This window comes from Bacillus sp. GW823-FHT06A11, from assembly GCF_058795355.1.
Genome location: NZ_JBXAHS010000004.1, coordinates 403,961 through 419,991 on the forward strand (window position 1 = coordinate 403,961; position 16,031 = coordinate 419,991).

Here is a 16,031-nt window from a genome sequence, read left to right on the forward strand (position 1 = left end):
TTTTTACTCTTTCCAAAATTGTTCTAATAGAATGACAAGCATGGTACCCACAAGTAAGCCATTACTTAAAACATATTGTAAGGAAGAAGGAATTCCGCTAAATGCACTTTCTGGAAGAAACAATATTCCTAAACTGATTAATAATGAAATTCCTAATATAGTTAATCGGCGTTGATTTACTGCTTCACGTAAAATGGATTGAAATGAAATGCCTATTACTTGGACAAATGTTGCTAAAAGTGCAGCATTAGCAATAGGTCCTGGTAGCAAGGATATAAAGTTTACAATTGAGGGAATAAAAGAAATTCCTGCTAATATAAGACTTGCTATAAGGAACGACTTCACTTTTCTTTGTCCTGTTAGTTTGATAAATCCTGCTGATGCAGGTAATGGTACAATTCCAATTGTAGAGAACAACGACGAGATAATATGTGATATACCTCCGACCCATACACCACGGTTCAGTGTTTGCTTTTCATTTTCTTTAGATAATGGAGCCACTTGTTTTACAGCCGAAATAGCAGCGATTGTATTTGCAACTAAAAGAAATGTAAATAAAGTTGCAGTTAGAGTCATTCCAATATCGAATCTAGGTGTGCCCCAAGCAAATATCTCTGGTAACTTAACTAGTGTTGTGTGCGAAGGCATATGAGATGATTTTCCTAATACTGCATACAAAAGCCAACCGCATGAAATTCCAAGTAATACAGCGTAACTTTTCATCCATCCTTTCCCTTTAATTGATAAGAAAGTAATAAGGGCAAAAACAAAGAGAGCAATAGTAGCTGTTGTATAGTCAGGATGGGTTGCAGATCCTTGTAATCCTATCATTCCTTTTACTAACACACCACTAAGCTGAAGTGCTAAGATTAAAAGAAAAGTTCCTGTAACTAAAGGGGTAAATAAACGTAAGATTCGATGTACAAGCCCTGTTATACCAAGTATGAAGAGTAATATACCTGCAATAATTAACCCGCCTTCTAAAAGTTGCAACACGTCTTTTGCACTTTGTCCCTGATGCATAGCGATTTGTCCCGATATGACAAATATACTTACCCATGAACCGGCTGGCCCATCCGCGATGGGATAGCGATGCCCAAACCATACTTGTATAAATGAACTTATTCCTACCACTAAAAAAGTTTGCTGCATTAATGTTGAGACATCCTCTATTGGTAAATGGAATATGCCACCAATAATTATAGGTAATGCAATTGCATTTGCTAATAGAAACACAAACCATTGTAGAATATTAAAGCTCGTATCAAAGTATTCTTTATTCATATTATTCTCCTTTGCCGAAAAAGAATCTCATATTAAAAATCCATCCTTTCTACACAGTTAGATTAAAAAGGATGGATTTTGTAAATCTATAAAATTAATTTAATGATATAGATAGATTTTTAATTAATTACCATGCACGAAATGGTAAGAATTTACCGTTAAGTGTAATTACGATGCGAGGATCGCCACCTTTTGGATCTTCTTGTGTATCCACACCCAAGTTGAAGTTAATTGCACTCATTACACCTTCGCCGGATTTTTCTAAGATTAATTCTCTAATAGTTGGTGCATATTGTAACATCATTTCATATAAACGATATGCAATCGGGTCCGTAGGAGGCATTTCCATTACTTGGCCGCGAAGTGGAACTACTGTTAATGCTTGAACTACTTCTTCATCTAATTCTAATAGTTTACCAATTTCTTCTGCTTCTGGACGTGTCATTGTAGCTTGTCCTAATAACGCTGTTACAACCCAAGTCTCAGAGTGTTCACTTACTTTTGCAATTTCTTCCCAAGTTAACCCTTTTTTAATTTTTGCTGCTAAAATTTTTTGCGTAGCTTCTTGTCTATTCATATCTAATACTTGTTTTTTCATATCTCATAACTTCCCTTCATATACGTGATAATTATTATTTTGTTTTACTATTTAACGCTTTATATCCATCAACCACTACATCTAATTTACCTGTGTGAGGGTCAATAACTAAACCATGTACAGGAACATCTTTTGGGATAAGTGGATGATTTCTTACTAAATCAACATTAGCTTGCGTTGAGTCGCAAACATCATCGAATCCGAATAACCATTTTTCAAGGTCAATACCAGCATATTCAATCGCTGATAAAATTTCTGATGAAGCTACTCCGCGATCTAATATTTTTTGAAGTGTTCCTTTTGGATTCGTTTGGCTCGCGCCACATCTATGGTGTCCAATAAGGAAGATTTCATCTGCATTTAAATCGTATACTGACGCTACAACACTTTGCATAACACTATCGAAAGCAGAAGCAATTTTACCACCTGCATTTCTGATAACTTTTGCATCACCATCGTGTATATCTAAAGCTTTTGGAAGTAGCTCAATTAAACGAGCATCCATGCAAGAAACAACAACCATACGTTTTTTAGGCATTTTTGTCGCTTCACGAGGAGCGTATTCCTTATTTTCTACAAAATGTTCATTGAACGATAGAATTTCTTGTAATAACATATTTGTAACCTCCTTTAAATCTAGATGTATTTTTTTGTTGTGTCCTCTGTGTTATAAGTAAATATAGCTGATAAATAATGTGATGTAAGAGGATAAACTAAGTATAGTGAATTGTATCGATAAGCAGAATAAGTTGGCGAAACACTTTCGGGCTTTCTACTTTCACGGTGAAAGGATTGGTTTATATCATTGATCAAACAGATTTTGAGATACTGAAATTATTAGGAGAAAACTCAAGAATACAATGGAAAGAACTTGGCCAAAAAATACATATGACGGGGCAAGCTGTAGGAAATCGAATTCGAAGATTAGAGGATTTAGGGATTATTGAACAGTATACAATTGCAATAAACCGAATCAAATTAGGACAAGTAGTGACTGCATTTGTTACTTTGTTCGTAACAACAGCTAATCACCAAGAGTTTATGAATTTCTTTCAAGGAGAAGAAGGGATTTCTGAAGTACACCGTATAAGTGGTGAGGGGTGTTATTTATTAAAAACACATTTTGCTTCCAACGAAGACTTAGATAACTTTCTAGGACGACTATTAAAATATGGGAACTATCGTGTTAACTTATCAATAGGAAAGTTGAAATAAGGTTTCTTTTCTTTGGAGGAGATAGTAACATTATTTGCTAAACTTTATTTGTATAGAGATAATGAAGTCGTTTAATGTTTATCTTAAATAGTCAGAGCCTTACTACAATTTATGTGTAGTAAGGCTTTTTAAAGTTGTTATATTCAACAATTAAGCTGAAGAGTTGTGGGTGGATATGAGAAGATTTCTTTCAAGAGAATCGTAAATGATTTTGTCTTAAGAAAGATCCTGCAACTCAGTACAGGATCTTTAATCAAACGTTTTTAAAAACTAAATTGTGGTTTCATATCACCTTTATAAGGTTCATGTTCAACGAATATAGTTATATCCTTACCAGCTTGGTCTTTACCAGTTCTTTTATACGTAAATTTATTCTTATTTAGTTCAGTAAGCTCAAGAGCAGCACCGTATTTATTATTTCCAATGGAAACATGGGCTCTTATTTTATTTTCGTGTACAACATCGAAGTAGCCATAATCACCGCGGCTTTGACCTGTTTCGCTATTGAAGAACTCATATTTATTAGATTTGTCATCAAATTTTGCTAAACTTATAAAATTCGAATTAAACTGTGTTACATCGTTACCAGCTTCGTCTAATACCTTTGTTCCGTGCCAAAGGGTACCGCCTAAAATTTTATCTCCATCAACGTTTTTAACAATATCGCCTGTAGTCGTGTTCAGCTGCTTGTCCGGATCAGTGAAAGAAAGTTCTTTTTCTTTATATGGGACATGTTCAACGAAAACTTCTACATCTTTACCGTTAGCGTCTTTCCCCATTCGTTTATAAGTAAATACATTTTTATTTAGTTTTGTCATGTCAACGACAGCTTGATACTTCATTGATTCTGAAATTAATATTCTTTTCTTCCCATCATTTGTGACAAAGAAAGTTCCTTTATCGCCACGACTTGCACCTGTTTTAGCATCAAAAAATTCATATCTGCCTGACTTCGCATCATATTTTGCAAGACCAATGAAGTTTGCATTTTCTTTTGTTAAGTCATTCTTATCTTTGTCATACACTCGTGTACCTTGCCAATTTGTCTCGCTAAGAATATTAGTCATTTTTTGCCCTTTAGTTAATTTATTTTCCTTTTTTGTTTCTTTAGCAACTTGTTCTTGTTTTTGTTTCCCATGATTTTCTTCAGCTTTAGTACCAGCACACCCTGTTAATGCTAATGTGAATCCGAGCAATACGGATGATAGTGCTTTTGCTTTTTTGTTCATGTTTTATCGTCTCCTTATTTTATGATTTCAAGTAGTACGGTTAGCGATTATAGTAGCAGTGCGTCATATATGAACTTAGTTGCTACGTTTCTTATGTTAATACCCGACTATAAACTGCCTCTAAATAAAACATTAAAAAAAGATAAACTAATTCCTAAAATTTGTTCATATTTATAAAAAATCGCTAGATTACTGTAGTGGCTACGAGTAATCCAAAAAATACATTGTAAAGAAGAAGGAAAGCCACTAACAATAATGTAATTGCTAATAGAGCTAATCGATTGTAGTGCAAAACTTTTGAGAAAAACTGTAGGAGAAATGAAGATTTTATAGAATTCGTTTCGTATAGGAAGGGGATGTCCATGTTTGATTCAACAGATTTTAAGATTATACAATTACTACAAGAAAACGCTAGAATGAACTGGAAGGAAATTGGGGAGATAGTACATTTGACTGGCCAGGCTGTTGGGAAACGAATTAATAAATTAGAAGAGGTAGGTGTCATTCAAAAATATACGATAAATATCGATAGGGCGAAGCTAGAAGGTTCTATTATGACCTTTGTTACACTATTTTTGCATGCACCGCACTATCATAATCAAATTCAAAACTTTTTTGAAAAAACGGACGTAATTACTGAAATGTATCGTATAAGCGGCGATGGATGCTATATCATGACTCTTCACACATCTTCGCATCAGCAATTAGAAGAGGCTCTTGCAGATGTTTTACATTATGGTGATTATCGTATAAATACTGTCATTAAGACAATGGAAAAAAAGAAAGAATAAGATACTTATCCTTTCTTTTTTTCATATGGAACTGTAATTCTTTATTTGCTTTTGGTTATAAAACAGTTTGCTGACATGACTGTTGCATAAATATCACCAAACTCTAATGCACTCATGAACGATTGATGAGCGTGTACTGCGGGGATTAGATTTCCTTGGAATTCTAAATCTTTTGTTGTACAAGCATCTTCAATTACAATACATTGAAATCCGAAGTCACTGGCAGCGCGCACTGTTGCATCAATACATACATGAGTCATCATACCGCAAATGACTAGTTGGTCTATTTTCTCTGTCTTTAATGTTTCTAATAAATTTGTTCTTAAAAAACTGTTGGGGTGATGTTTTTGTAGGACTCTTTCGTTAACAATCGGTTGTACATCATCATGAATTTGAACACCTACTGTATCAGGTAAGAAGAAAGTAGCTCCTTCATTGTTCGCGATATGTTGTACGTGAATAACTGTTTTATGATTTTCACGAAATACTTTCAAGACTTCTTTCGCTTTTTGTGCGGCTTTTTCAGGTTGATGTAATTCCATATTGCCGCCTTCAAAGTAATCATTTTGTATGTCTACTAATAGTAACGCTTCGTTCATCGTTATTCCCCCATACTTAGTGATTCAGCACGTTATTTGTACTGTGCCGTTATTATATAAATTGTAGCTATGCGGAAGTAATAACGTTATGAAACGATTTTAACGGATATAGTTTCAGTGTGAAAAAAGTGAAAGTTGGTATAAGTACAAATGGATTTTGTGGAATTCACAGCAAGGTTATAGATAGAGTGGCATCGCAGGGTTAAAAACCATACCTTTGCTGGAGGAGCGGGTTATGTTTTTTTATGAGGAAATGCGATTTTAAGTTTTTGCTGAAGATGTTTTTCTAGGATATGCTGTGAGTGATTGGAGTGAGGTAGTGTCAGATATTGTCGACCAATCGATATATTGGAAAAATCGTTGATATATTGTGAGTTGTGATAGATATATTGAGAAAATCGTTGATATATTGTGAGTTGTGATAGATATATTGAAAAAATCGTTGATATATTTGTAAAGGGGTGTTTGAGGTGATTGTGAAAGAGAGAAAAATGCCGATTTATATAAGACAGTTAGAAGCACTTCTTAGAAGGTTACCTGTACATCATCCGAAACGAAATTTAATTGGAGAAAACTTGGCAAAACACATGGCGGGGTATAAAGGAGAGCAAGCGATTGATTATCCGCTTAGTTTTATTTCTGAGAAAGAGTATAGTGTCTTACATGATGTTCGCTTATGTAATTATGATAAATACTTTCAAATTGATACTATTATCCTTTCCACAAAGTTTCTTCTTTTTCTTGAGATAAAAAATATAGCAGGTACATTAATGTTTGATGCAAAGTTTAATCAACTTATCCGAATAACAGAAGGAAATTCAGAGGGATTTCCAGATCCGGTTTTACAAATAAAAAGGCAAGAAATACAACTAAAGAAATGGTTAAACTCACATGGATTTTCCTCTAGTCTTCCAATTGAGTCCCTCGTTGTTATTAGCTCGCCTCGTACCATTATAAAATCTTCAGATGACAATCTTCTTCATACAATTATTCATAGTGCCAATTTACCTCATAAAATAAAGTGGTTTGAAAGTAAATATAAGAGAAAAGTTATAGATAATGTAGATAGGCTCATTCATCAAATAATAGCGGAGCATTCTCCACTTCAACAAAATATACTTGAGCAATATAAAATAGAAAAAGAGGAGTTGCTAAATGGAGTACAATGTGAGAAATGCTTAGTTATTCCAATGGTTAAAGTTAAGAAGGGTTGGCGTTGTACAAGTTGTAAAGATTTTTCAAAAGTGGCACATGTGGATGCTATACGAGATTATGCATTGCTCATTAGTACGACATATACGAACGGTAATTTGAAAGAGTTTCTCAATGTTTCGTCGGGTATGGTTGTAAACAGAATTCTCCACACACTAAATCTTCCCTACACTGGAAACAACAAAGGACGAATATATGATTTAACTTCTTTCCAATCGTAATTTTGCTATAATAAATAAGTACTTATACGAAGGGGAGTCTAAAGAGAGTATGAAGTCATTTAATATCGATCATGTTATAGCTAGTGTTTTGCAATGGATATTAAATATAGCTTTAATTATATTATCCATTGTGTTATCAATTTTCTTAGTGAATGAGACAATTACATTTGTGCAGTATATTTTTTCGGCAAAAGAGTATACGTCTTATAAATTGGTTGAAAGTATCATCGTTTATTTCTTATACTTCGAGTTCATTGCATTAATTATTAAGTATTTTAAATCGAATTATCATTTCCCGTTACGTTATTTTATTTATATCGGAATTACGGCCTTAATTCGATTGATTATTGTGTCTCATGAGGAACCGATGGAGACGTTATTATACGCAGGAGCAATTCTTGTTTTAGTTATTGCTTTATACATATCGAATATGAGAGATTTGAGAAAAGAGTAGTAGTGCAGACGTAAGTTTGCACTACTTTTTTACATCTTGACCTTCAAGTTGCTTGAAAGTTTACAATGAAATTAGGGCGTTTGAAATCGAAAAAAATTGAGAAATTAAGTGAAGAGGTTTCTTTTACTTGGAGGTTATAGGAATGAATCAGGAATTGAAGTTACGTCCATTGGAACGAGAAGATTTAAAGTTCGTACACGAACTGAATAATAATGCGCATATTATGTCGTATTGGTTTGAAGAGCCATATGAGGCATTTGTGGAGCTGCAAGACTTATACGATAAACATATACATGATCAAAGCGAACGCCGATTTATCGTTGAGAAAGACAATGAAATGGTTGGATTAGTTGAGTTAGTAGAAATTGATTATATTCATCGTAGAACAGAATTCCAAATTATTATTGATCCGAATTATCAAGGATATGGTTATGCAGTAGAGGCGACGCGTTTAGCAATGGATTATGCTTTCGCTGTATTAAATATGCATAAGATATATTTAGTTGTGGATAAGGAAAATGAAAAAGCAGTACATGTTTATAAAAAGGTTGGATTTATGGTAGAAGGCGAACTTATCGATGAGTTTTTCGTTGATGGTAACTATCATAATGCGATAAGAATGTGTATGTTTCAGAAGCAATATTTTGAAAACAAGTAGTTGAAAGATTCGGAAGTAATGTTGACGCTTCGTAAAACCGTATGCTAAAATCCCTTTTAAGTATTAAGGAAGGTGCAGAATATGCTTTATATAAAATTTGTAAAACTCATTAGAAAACTTTGCTCCGCACAAATGTATACGGTGAAGCGTTGTACGGAGCTTAATCAAGGGGTATAAATCCCCTATATTCATCGGCTGAATAACTTTTCTAAAAAAGTATAGTTTATCTATGCTTATTTCGTTATGGTTTTTCAGCTGGTGTATAAAATAGATTAAGGGGCCATAGACAATGCTTTGTCTATGGCCCTTTGTGTATATTATTCCGATGAGTCTTTACCGTAAATTGGAGTAGTATAGGAAAAACCACGAAGCAGAGGGCTAGTGTCGAATGACGCTATCTCTCTGCTTTTTTTAATTTCAGGAAAAGAGGAATAAAAATGAGTTTACTTAAAGTTGAAAGTTTATCACATAGTTTTATAGATAAAGTATTATACGAGAATGCTTCTTTTGATTTGCATAAAGGGGAGCATATGGGAATTGTTGGGCAGAATGGTGCAGGGAAAAGCACATTAATGAAAATATTGGTGGGGGAAATTATTTCTGATAAGGGAGACATAAAGTGGCAACCTAATATTCAAATTGGGCATCTTGATCAATACGCTGAAATTGATGAGGGTTATACCATTTCACAATATTTAAAGAGAGCTTTTTATGATTTGTATGAAATGGAAAAGAGAATGAACAAGTTATATGAAGAAAGTGCGATGACTGGAGATGAGAATCAACTACTAAAAGCAGCTGAAATGCAAGAGCAGCTTGAAGCTCGTGATTTTTATTCAGTAGACAGTATTACGAATAAGGTGGCAGCCGGTTTAGGTATTGATGCGATTGGGATGAATCGTGTTATTGGTGAATTAAGCGGAGGGCAGCGTGCAAAGGTAATTTTAGCGAAGCTCTTATTAGAAGAGCCTAATATTTTATTACTAGATGAACCGACGAATTTTCTTGATAAGGAGCATGTGGAGTGGCTTGCTAATTATTTAATGAATTTTGAAGGAGCGTTTATTGTAGTGTCACATGATTTTGATTTTCTGGAAAAAGTAACTTCTTGCATATGTGATGTAGAGTTCGGAACAGTTAAGAAGTATTACGGTAAATACTCAGATTTTGTAAGACAAAAGGAGCATTTACGAAAAGATTATATTCGCCAATATTATGCACAGCAAAAGAAAATTGAAAAAACGGAAGAGTATATTCGTAGAAATATTGCTGGGGTGAATTCAAAAATAGCGCAAGGTCGTAGAAAACAATTGGAGCGTATGGAAAGAATTGCGCCACCAAGTTTTACTCATAAACCGTCTATTCATTTTCAGGAACTTCCCATTTCAGTTCAGACAGTTCTTGAAGTAAATAACCTTGAAGTTGGTTACGACTTCGCTCTCTTACCAAAGTTGAATTTTTCAGTAATGGGTGGGCAAAAACTTGTTATTACAGGTTTCAATGGAGTAGGGAAATCTACTTTATTAAAAACAATCGTTGGAAATATTGCTAGTATTTCTGGAGAGTTTCACTTTTCAGAGCAAATAAAGATTGGATATTATGAGCAAGATTTAAATTGGAGCAACGATTCTTTAACGCCGCTTCAAATTATTTCAGAACAGTTTCCTAAACTGAATATGAAGGAAATACGCCATCATTTAGCTGCGTGTGGAGTGAAGGATACGCACGTTTCGCAAGAAATTCGTACGTTAAGTGGTGGTGAACAATCGAAGGTGAAACTGTGCGGATTATTACTATCACCTTGTAACTTCTTAATTTTAGATGAGCCGACAAATCATTTAGATGCAGAAGCGAAGGAAGCTTTGCAAAAGGCGCTAATTAAGTTTAAGGGCAGCATTATCCTCGTATCTCACGAAGCGAGTTTTTATCTTGATTGGGCAGATAGCATCTTTCATATAGAGACAGGATTAGTTAAGGGGGTGTGAAACATATGAGTGAAAACAATTGGAAAACGAAAATTATATTATTTTTGACCGCTCAAACTATTTCGTTGTTCGGCTCCTCTCTCGTGCAATACGCGATTATATGGTATATCACCCTTACAACATCATCAGGAGTGATGTTGACTATTTCAACTGTTTGCGGTTTCCTACCACAAATTGCGATATCTTTGTTTGCAGGTGTTTGGATTGATCGTTATGACCGTAAAAAGATGATTATGTTATCGGACGGGATTATAGCGATTGCGACGTTAGTTTTAGCAATTTTATTTTTAACAGGATATAAAAGTATTTGGTTACTTTTTATTGTGTTACTCATTCGTTCAGCTGGAACAGGAGTACAAACGCCAGCTGTGAATGCATTAATTCCGCAAATCGTTCCGAAAGAGTATCTTATGAAAGTAAATGGAATAAATAGCAGTATTACATCTTTAATTATGTTTCTTTCTCCAGCAGCAAGTGCTGCGATTCTTTCTATTGCCAGCATTGAAACAACATTTTTTATTGATGTTATTACGGCTATGATTGGAATTAGTATTATGCTTATCATTCAAGTAGAGGGACATGTGAATGCAGAGAATAAGCAAAAATCTAATCTACAAGGAATTAAAGAAGGATTCTCTTATTTAAAAGAAAATGAATTTATTAAAAGGCTAATCGTTTTATTGATTATCGTCATGATTTTAATAAGTCCAGCTGCTTTTTTAACACCTTTAATGGTAACTCGTTCTTTCGGGGCCGAAATGTGGAGACTTACTGCTAGTGAGATGACCTTTAGTGCGGGTGCGGCAGCTGGTGGCGTATTGATTGCGGCGTGGGGTGGCTTTCATAATCGTATGTATACAACAGCGCTAGCTTGTGCATTATATGGACTGCTTATGATTGGACTCGGAATAGCACCGATATTTATTATGTATTTAGTATTTAATTTTTTAATTGGTATAACAATGCCGTGCTTCAATACACCAGTTACTGTGTTATTGCAGGAGAAAGTAGAACCATCGATGCACGGACGGATGTTCAGCCTTTTACAAATTGCGAATTCATGCGCGCTTCCTTTAGGAATGATAATATTTGGTCCGTTGTCGGATATGTTTAGTGTAGAGATTTTGTTAATTTATGCTGGGATATTCGTGCTATTTTGCGCAATGTATATTGTATTAAGCAAGAGGTTTGAAGTGTAAATATTTATAATTTAGAAGGTTTGTGAAGGAATTTAAGATGCTTCGCAAACCTTTTTTTATTAGTCTAGTCAATAATTATTTATTGTTAAACGATAAATAATTATTGACTGTTAATTTTATTTTAGATAATATGATGTTAACGATTTAAGAAGAATTACATAAGTAGAGGAGAATGTGAAATGAAAAATAAATACGTAGTAGCTATTTCTTTCATGATTTTAGCGATTATTTCTTTAACTATACATGCTTCAAACAGTAAAGTAGGAGCGGATGGATTCCTTGAAGAACCTTTCTTTTTCCTAGTACCGATAAGTTATGTATTGTTCCTTAGTGGTATTGGTGTATTATTATTTGGATTTATTACTTCCAAGCTAAAAAAGGGCAATAGATAGGGGCAACCTATAGGGACAAAACACTTACTATGAAATAGAAACATACCATATGGAAGAAAAAGAATAAGTGAGATGAATCATGATGAACCATCATTTTTATAATGGAAGACAAGTAGGAGCAGCTATTACACTGGCTGGGGCACAGGGGACAATTCATGCTGTGAATCAAGCTATTCAAATGCAACAACAAGCATATTTTGCACAAATGTTGCAAAGTCAGTATATGCCGTATTCACAACTTCCGATGCAAATTGTACATTACGATGTACATCCAGCTGGTTTATTTTCCATTCCATATGGCGGGACATATTTCTTATGAAAAAAAGCGACTCAATAGAGTCGCTTTTTTTATATTCCGCCTAGCTTCATTCCAAGGAATGCGAAGAGGATACCAATTATGTAAGTAGCACTTAAATATAAAAGGAAGATGTACGGTTTTTTTAGATTGAGAAGCTGAACAGATTCTAATTTAAACGTAGAAAATGTAGTGAATGCGCCCATAAATCCAGTACCTAATAATAGTTGCCAGCCTGTAGTGACTCCGTTGCCAATTATATATCCAAGTAAAAATGCCCCTGTTATATTAATAAGGAATGTAGCAATTGGAAATTGTGTTTTATTTCTTTTCTTAAACCAATTGCTAATTGCAAATCGTGTAATCGCACCGAAAAATCCTCCTGTTGCGACTAATAAAGCTTCTATCATGAGTAATCACCTTCCGTAAGAGATTTCTTAATTAAGAAATCTCCAAGTGTATAGCCAAGGCCAGACATAATGAGGCCACCAAGTATGCTGCATGATACATATAAGAAGGCTATGCTCCACTCAGAATGATTGATCAATTGCACTGTTTCTACACTAAATGTTGAAAAAGTCGTAAAGGAACCGATGAATCCAGTTCCGATGCCTGTGATAACCTCTGAAGGTAAGATGTTTAGCCGAGCGATATAAGTAGTTAGCCACGCTAAGAAAAAGCAACCGATTAAGTTAATGAGTAATGTTGCCAATGGAAATGAATGATGCCAAAATGTGTTGATATTAAGACCTAAATAATAACGAGAAAGAGCTCCTAATATACCAGCAATGCCAACGATAATATAAATCAATTTTCTCACCTCTTTAAATAGCTTGCTCAAAAAAATAGACTCCTACCAGTATCCATACTGGTAGGAGTCATTAGCTAAGCAGCGTTTATGGCGAACTCCATCGCCTATGATTATTACATATAGTGTACTAAATATACCGTTTAATTTCCAGTGAGGAGGAGGGTGTAACTTTTCTTTTTTTGATGTCTGAAGGCTTTTTAAGTAATTAAAATGGGATCGATTACTTATCAACTAAATATAGTGATATAAGGTTTTAATTATGATAAAATGTTTCTTATGTGTGTCGTTTTGTTTTATTTGACTGAAAATAAAGAAAAATAAATTCGCGTGAAAAGGAGTCATTTATTTGAAGAAATTTTTTAAAATCGTATTTATATGTGTTTTAGTAGTAGCGGGCATTGTAGGAGGATTTCTAGCGTATATGACACTTACTAAAGAACAGCCTGCTGATGTTACAAGCTTGAAGGTGGAGAATAATAAGGAGCGCGTATTAGCGACTGGAAATGAATTTAAAGTTACAACATTTAATATTGGATATGCTGGGTTAGATAAGGATCAAGATTTCTTTATGGATGGTGGAAAGGGATCTGGTTCAAGTAGTAAAGAGCAAACGGAAACTAATTTAAAGAATATGCTTTCGTTTTTACAAAATGAGAATAGTGATTTTGCACTATTACAAGAAGTTGATATAAAGTCACTTCGTTCATTTGATGTAAATGAACATGAATTTTTGAAAAAAGGATTACCTGATTATGTTTCGTCATTTGGCAAGAACTACGATACGAAATGGGTTCCAGTGCCAATAACAAATCCAATGGGATATGCGGAGGCTGGATTAAGTACGTTTTCTAAATACACTGTTCAAGAAGCGAAGAGGTTCCAGCTTCCTGGAATGGAGCCTTGGCCAAAGCGTTTGTTTGATTTAGATCGAGCAATTGTGGAATATAAAATCCCTGTTAATAATGGGAAACATGTTAGACTCGTAAATTTACATTTGTCTGCTTATGATGAAGGCGGGAAAATTAGAAAACAGCAAGTAGAGTACTTAAAAGAATATATGAACAAGCATTATGAAAATGGTGATTACGTAATAATGGGCGGAGATTGGAATCAATTAGTTTCAAACGCTCAATTAAGTGATCCGAAGTTCGTGAAAGAGCGTCCTGAGTGGTTAGTAGAGTTACCGAAGGACTTTACAGACGGTGGCTTTAAGTGGGCTGTAGATCCGTCTGTTATGACTGTGAGAGATGATGTAAAGAAATATGTAGAAGGTGAAAATTTCGTCACTATTATTGATGGCTTTATCGTTTCACCGAATGTAGAGATTGTAAATGTACAAGGGAAAGATTTAAAGTTTGAAAATAGCGATCATAACCCAGTAAGTGCGGTATTTAAACTGAAGTAATTGATATGTATAAGTAGAAGGTGGGGCTTCATATGGAGTGGTTAAAGAGGACTTGTTTTTCTAACCTTGAGAAAGAATCACAGAAAAATCATTTATTACTGTTTATAACGATTTGTAGTTTCTTCCTTGGGATAATCGCGATTGGGTATTATGGATATATTTTTACAGAGAGAGCAATGGCGTTTTGGATCTGTGGTATTTCTGTCGTTGTATTTGGAACGCTTTTTACTTTTATAAAAAGTATGGAATCAGCGTATAAATATATCATGACATTTATGTTGCTTACAATGTCTTACATTATGGTACAAGCTTTTAATGAAAGCCCGGCTGTATTTCAAATGGTCTATTTTACATTAGCTGTTTCACTTATTTACTTAAGTGAGCGCCTCATTTTAATTCTTGGCGGGGTAGCTGTTGTAATCACATTTATCCTTTGTAGCTATTGGCCGGAGCAATTTTTTGCTTATACAGCCTCATCTGAAGCTGCTAATTTCGCAAGTTTGTTAGCGATTGTAACAATCGCTATGTGGGGCGTCACGAAAATCGGTTCTAATCTGCTCCTTCGTTTAAGTGATGAGAAGCAAGAAGTAATGAGAAAAGCTCAGGAGTTAGAAGAGACGCAAAGACTTATTGAAGAAACAGTTGTGAAACTAGATAGTAATTTCAATCATTTAAGACAAAATATGAACACGTCGATGGAATCGATGAGTGAAATTAATTTTGCCTTTGAAGAGGTAGCAGTTGGTACGCAATCACAATCAGAAATGATGTATCGTTCGGTAGAAGTATTGAATGATATGGAGGGAAATATTGAACAAATTATATCTCAAGTAAGAACTGCATCGGCTCGTGTGGATAAAAGTTTAGAAATTTCAAAGGGTAGCGTACATACTTTAAGAAATTTTGAAGCTAACATGAGAAGTTTAAATGATGTTGTTTCACAGTCTGGAATTATATTTAGAGATTTAATGATGCAATCGAAACAAATTAATGAAATTGTAGATGTAATAACGAATATTTCAAGTCAGACGAGTTTGCTAGCTTTAAATGCAAATATTGAAGCTGCCAGGGCAGGCGAGCATGGAAAAGGTTTTGCTATTGTAGCGAGTGAAGTGTTAAAGCTTGCTGAAGAATCAAATCGTTCTGCGGGAAGAATTCAAGGGATTTTGAAGGAGTTTAGTAATCAAGCAAGTAAGGTAGAAGTGCAGGTAGAGAAGTCAGAAAGAGTACAAGAAGAGTGTAACGAAATGTTAGCAAGCGTTTTAACAAACGTAACTGATTTAGGGAAGTTTATTGATGCGATTAATAAAGTAATGCGAGAGGTTGTTGTTCATCAAGAAAGTTTCCAAGTTAAAACGACGAATATTGTAAAGGATGTTACGCATGCTTCTAACGTAATTCAGCAAACTTCTACAGCTACAGAAGAAGTGCTAGCGAGTGTGGAAGAAGAAAAACATCGAAATGATATATCGGTGAAGACGTTACATACTGTTAGCGAGCAAGTGAAGTTACTAGAAGATATTCTAGAAAAGTAATATTTCTTGAAAAGGGCACACCATGTGTGCTCTTTTTTCATTTAAATAAATACTTGATAGTAATTTAATTGCTTTTCTGCGCGTTTTCTGCCAAGCTTAAGGAGATAAAGTGAGACTAATACCTACTGATTATTAGTTGAACCTCGCA

The 16,031-nt window shown here is 34.5% G+C and carries 18 protein-coding genes and 1 riboswitch; of the genes, 11 read left to right on the plus strand and 7 right to left on the minus strand.

Going from position 1 to position 16,031, the window contains the following annotated elements; translation table 11 throughout:
- Positions 1–3: 3 nt before the first annotated feature.
- From AC1Q8L_RS21250 to AC1Q8L_RS21260, 3 genes are all read right to left on the minus strand, one after another.
- Entirely contained in the window at positions 4–1,284 is a 1,281-nt protein-coding gene (locus tag AC1Q8L_RS21250; protein WP_001031669.1) for a purine/pyrimidine permease, read from the minus strand.
- 127 nt (positions 1,285–1,411) lie between these two features.
- Positions 1,412–1,861, minus strand: coding sequence for a cyanase (cynS, locus tag AC1Q8L_RS21255; RefSeq protein ID WP_025118105.1), 450 nt, complete (start codon positions 1,859–1,861; stop codon positions 1,412–1,414).
- Positions 1,862–1,916: 55 nt separating this feature from the next.
- Complete coding sequence (locus AC1Q8L_RS21260; RefSeq protein WP_000926482.1) at positions 1,917–2,498, minus strand: beta-class carbonic anhydrase; 582 nt, start codon at positions 2,496–2,498, stop codon at positions 1,917–1,919.
- A 167-nt stretch (positions 2,499–2,665) separates the two neighbouring features.
- Between AC1Q8L_RS21260 and AC1Q8L_RS21265 the strand changes: the two genes are divergently transcribed.
- On the plus strand, positions 2,666–3,097 hold the full coding sequence (locus AC1Q8L_RS21265; RefSeq protein ID WP_002008929.1) for an Lrp/AsnC family transcriptional regulator: 432 nt from the start codon (positions 2,666–2,668) through the stop codon (positions 3,095–3,097).
- A gap of 263 nt (positions 3,098–3,360) precedes the next feature.
- Here the strand turns inward: AC1Q8L_RS21265 and AC1Q8L_RS21270 are convergent, their stop codons facing one another.
- Positions 3,361–4,326 carry a DUF4822 domain-containing protein gene (locus tag AC1Q8L_RS21270; protein WP_001034146.1) on the minus strand — a complete coding sequence of 322 codons (966 nt, stop codon included), beginning with the start codon at positions 4,324–4,326 and terminating at the stop codon, positions 3,361–3,363.
- A gap of 362 nt (positions 4,327–4,688) precedes the next feature.
- Between AC1Q8L_RS21270 and AC1Q8L_RS21275 the strand changes: the two genes are divergently transcribed.
- Positions 4,689–5,117, plus strand: a complete 429-nt coding sequence (locus AC1Q8L_RS21275) for an Lrp/AsnC family transcriptional regulator (RefSeq protein ID WP_000460479.1) — start codon at positions 4,689–4,691, stop codon at positions 5,115–5,117.
- A gap of 41 nt (positions 5,118–5,158) precedes the next feature.
- Here the strand turns inward: AC1Q8L_RS21275 and AC1Q8L_RS21280 are convergent, their stop codons facing one another.
- On the minus strand, positions 5,159–5,716 hold the full coding sequence (locus AC1Q8L_RS21280; protein WP_001001092.1) for a cysteine hydrolase family protein: 558 nt from the start codon (positions 5,714–5,716) through the stop codon (positions 5,159–5,161).
- A gap of 476 nt (positions 5,717–6,192) precedes the next feature.
- Between AC1Q8L_RS21280 and AC1Q8L_RS21285 the strand changes: the two genes are divergently transcribed.
- The 7 genes from AC1Q8L_RS21285 (at position 6,193) to AC1Q8L_RS21315 (ending at position 12,156) form a co-directional block, all read left to right on the plus strand.
- Positions 6,193–7,149 carry a nuclease-related domain-containing protein gene (locus tag AC1Q8L_RS21285; protein ID WP_098311970.1) on the plus strand — a complete coding sequence of 319 codons (957 nt, stop codon included), beginning with the start codon at positions 6,193–6,195 and terminating at the stop codon, positions 7,147–7,149.
- 49 nt (positions 7,150–7,198) lie between these two features.
- Complete coding sequence (gene psiE, locus AC1Q8L_RS21290; protein WP_000834708.1) at positions 7,199–7,603, plus strand: phosphate-starvation-inducible protein PsiE; 405 nt, start codon at positions 7,199–7,201, stop codon at positions 7,601–7,603.
- 142 nt (positions 7,604–7,745) lie between these two features.
- Positions 7,746–8,261, plus strand: coding sequence for a spermidine N1-acetyltransferase (gene speG, locus AC1Q8L_RS21295; RefSeq protein ID WP_001071095.1), 516 nt, complete (start codon positions 7,746–7,748; stop codon positions 8,259–8,261).
- Positions 8,262–8,698: 437 nt separating this feature from the next.
- Positions 8,699–10,246 carry an ABC-F family ATP-binding cassette domain-containing protein gene (locus AC1Q8L_RS21300; RefSeq protein ID WP_000054875.1) on the plus strand — a complete coding sequence of 516 codons (1,548 nt, stop codon included), beginning with the start codon at positions 8,699–8,701 and terminating at the stop codon, positions 10,244–10,246.
- A gap of 5 nt (positions 10,247–10,251) precedes the next feature.
- Positions 10,252–11,445, plus strand: a complete 1,194-nt coding sequence (locus AC1Q8L_RS21305; protein ID WP_142317984.1) for an MFS transporter — start codon at positions 10,252–10,254, stop codon at positions 11,443–11,445.
- A gap of 179 nt (positions 11,446–11,624) precedes the next feature.
- A complete protein-coding gene (locus tag AC1Q8L_RS21310) occupies positions 11,625–11,837 on the plus strand; it encodes a DUF3955 domain-containing protein (protein ID WP_000792612.1) in 213 nt (70 codons plus the stop codon).
- Positions 11,838–11,916: 79 nt separating this feature from the next.
- Entirely contained in the window at positions 11,917–12,156 is a 240-nt protein-coding gene (locus tag AC1Q8L_RS21315; RefSeq protein ID WP_000980931.1) for a DUF3947 family protein, read from the plus strand.
- A gap of 29 nt (positions 12,157–12,185) precedes the next feature.
- Here the strand turns inward: AC1Q8L_RS21315 and crcB (AC1Q8L_RS21320) are convergent, their stop codons facing one another.
- Both crcB (AC1Q8L_RS21320) and crcB (AC1Q8L_RS21325) read right to left on the minus strand, forming a co-directional pair.
- Complete coding sequence (crcB, locus tag AC1Q8L_RS21320) at positions 12,186–12,542, minus strand: fluoride efflux transporter CrcB (protein WP_000568579.1); 357 nt, start codon at positions 12,540–12,542, stop codon at positions 12,186–12,188.
- The gene (crcB, locus tag AC1Q8L_RS21325) at positions 12,539–12,943 is read right to left on the minus strand and encodes a fluoride efflux transporter CrcB (protein ID WP_000639312.1); all 405 of its coding nucleotides are present in this window, start codon (positions 12,941–12,943) and stop codon (positions 12,539–12,541) included. The genes crcB (AC1Q8L_RS21320) and crcB (AC1Q8L_RS21325) overlap by 4 nt, the downstream gene beginning before the upstream one ends.
- Positions 12,944–12,997: 54 nt before the next feature.
- A riboswitch (Fluoride riboswitch) is annotated at positions 12,998–13,057 on the minus strand.
- A gap of 232 nt (positions 13,058–13,289) precedes the next feature.
- Here crcB (AC1Q8L_RS21325) and AC1Q8L_RS21330 point away from each other — a divergent pair.
- Both AC1Q8L_RS21330 and AC1Q8L_RS21335 read left to right on the plus strand, forming a co-directional pair.
- A complete protein-coding gene (locus tag AC1Q8L_RS21330) occupies positions 13,290–14,348 on the plus strand; it encodes an endonuclease/exonuclease/phosphatase family protein (RefSeq protein ID WP_000713106.1) in 1,059 nt (352 codons plus the stop codon).
- Between the two features lie 32 nt (positions 14,349–14,380).
- On the plus strand, positions 14,381–15,883 hold the full coding sequence (locus tag AC1Q8L_RS21335; RefSeq protein WP_000455093.1) for a DUF4077 domain-containing protein: 1,503 nt from the start codon (positions 14,381–14,383) through the stop codon (positions 15,881–15,883).
- The last annotated feature ends 148 nt before the right edge of the window (positions 15,884–16,031 follow it).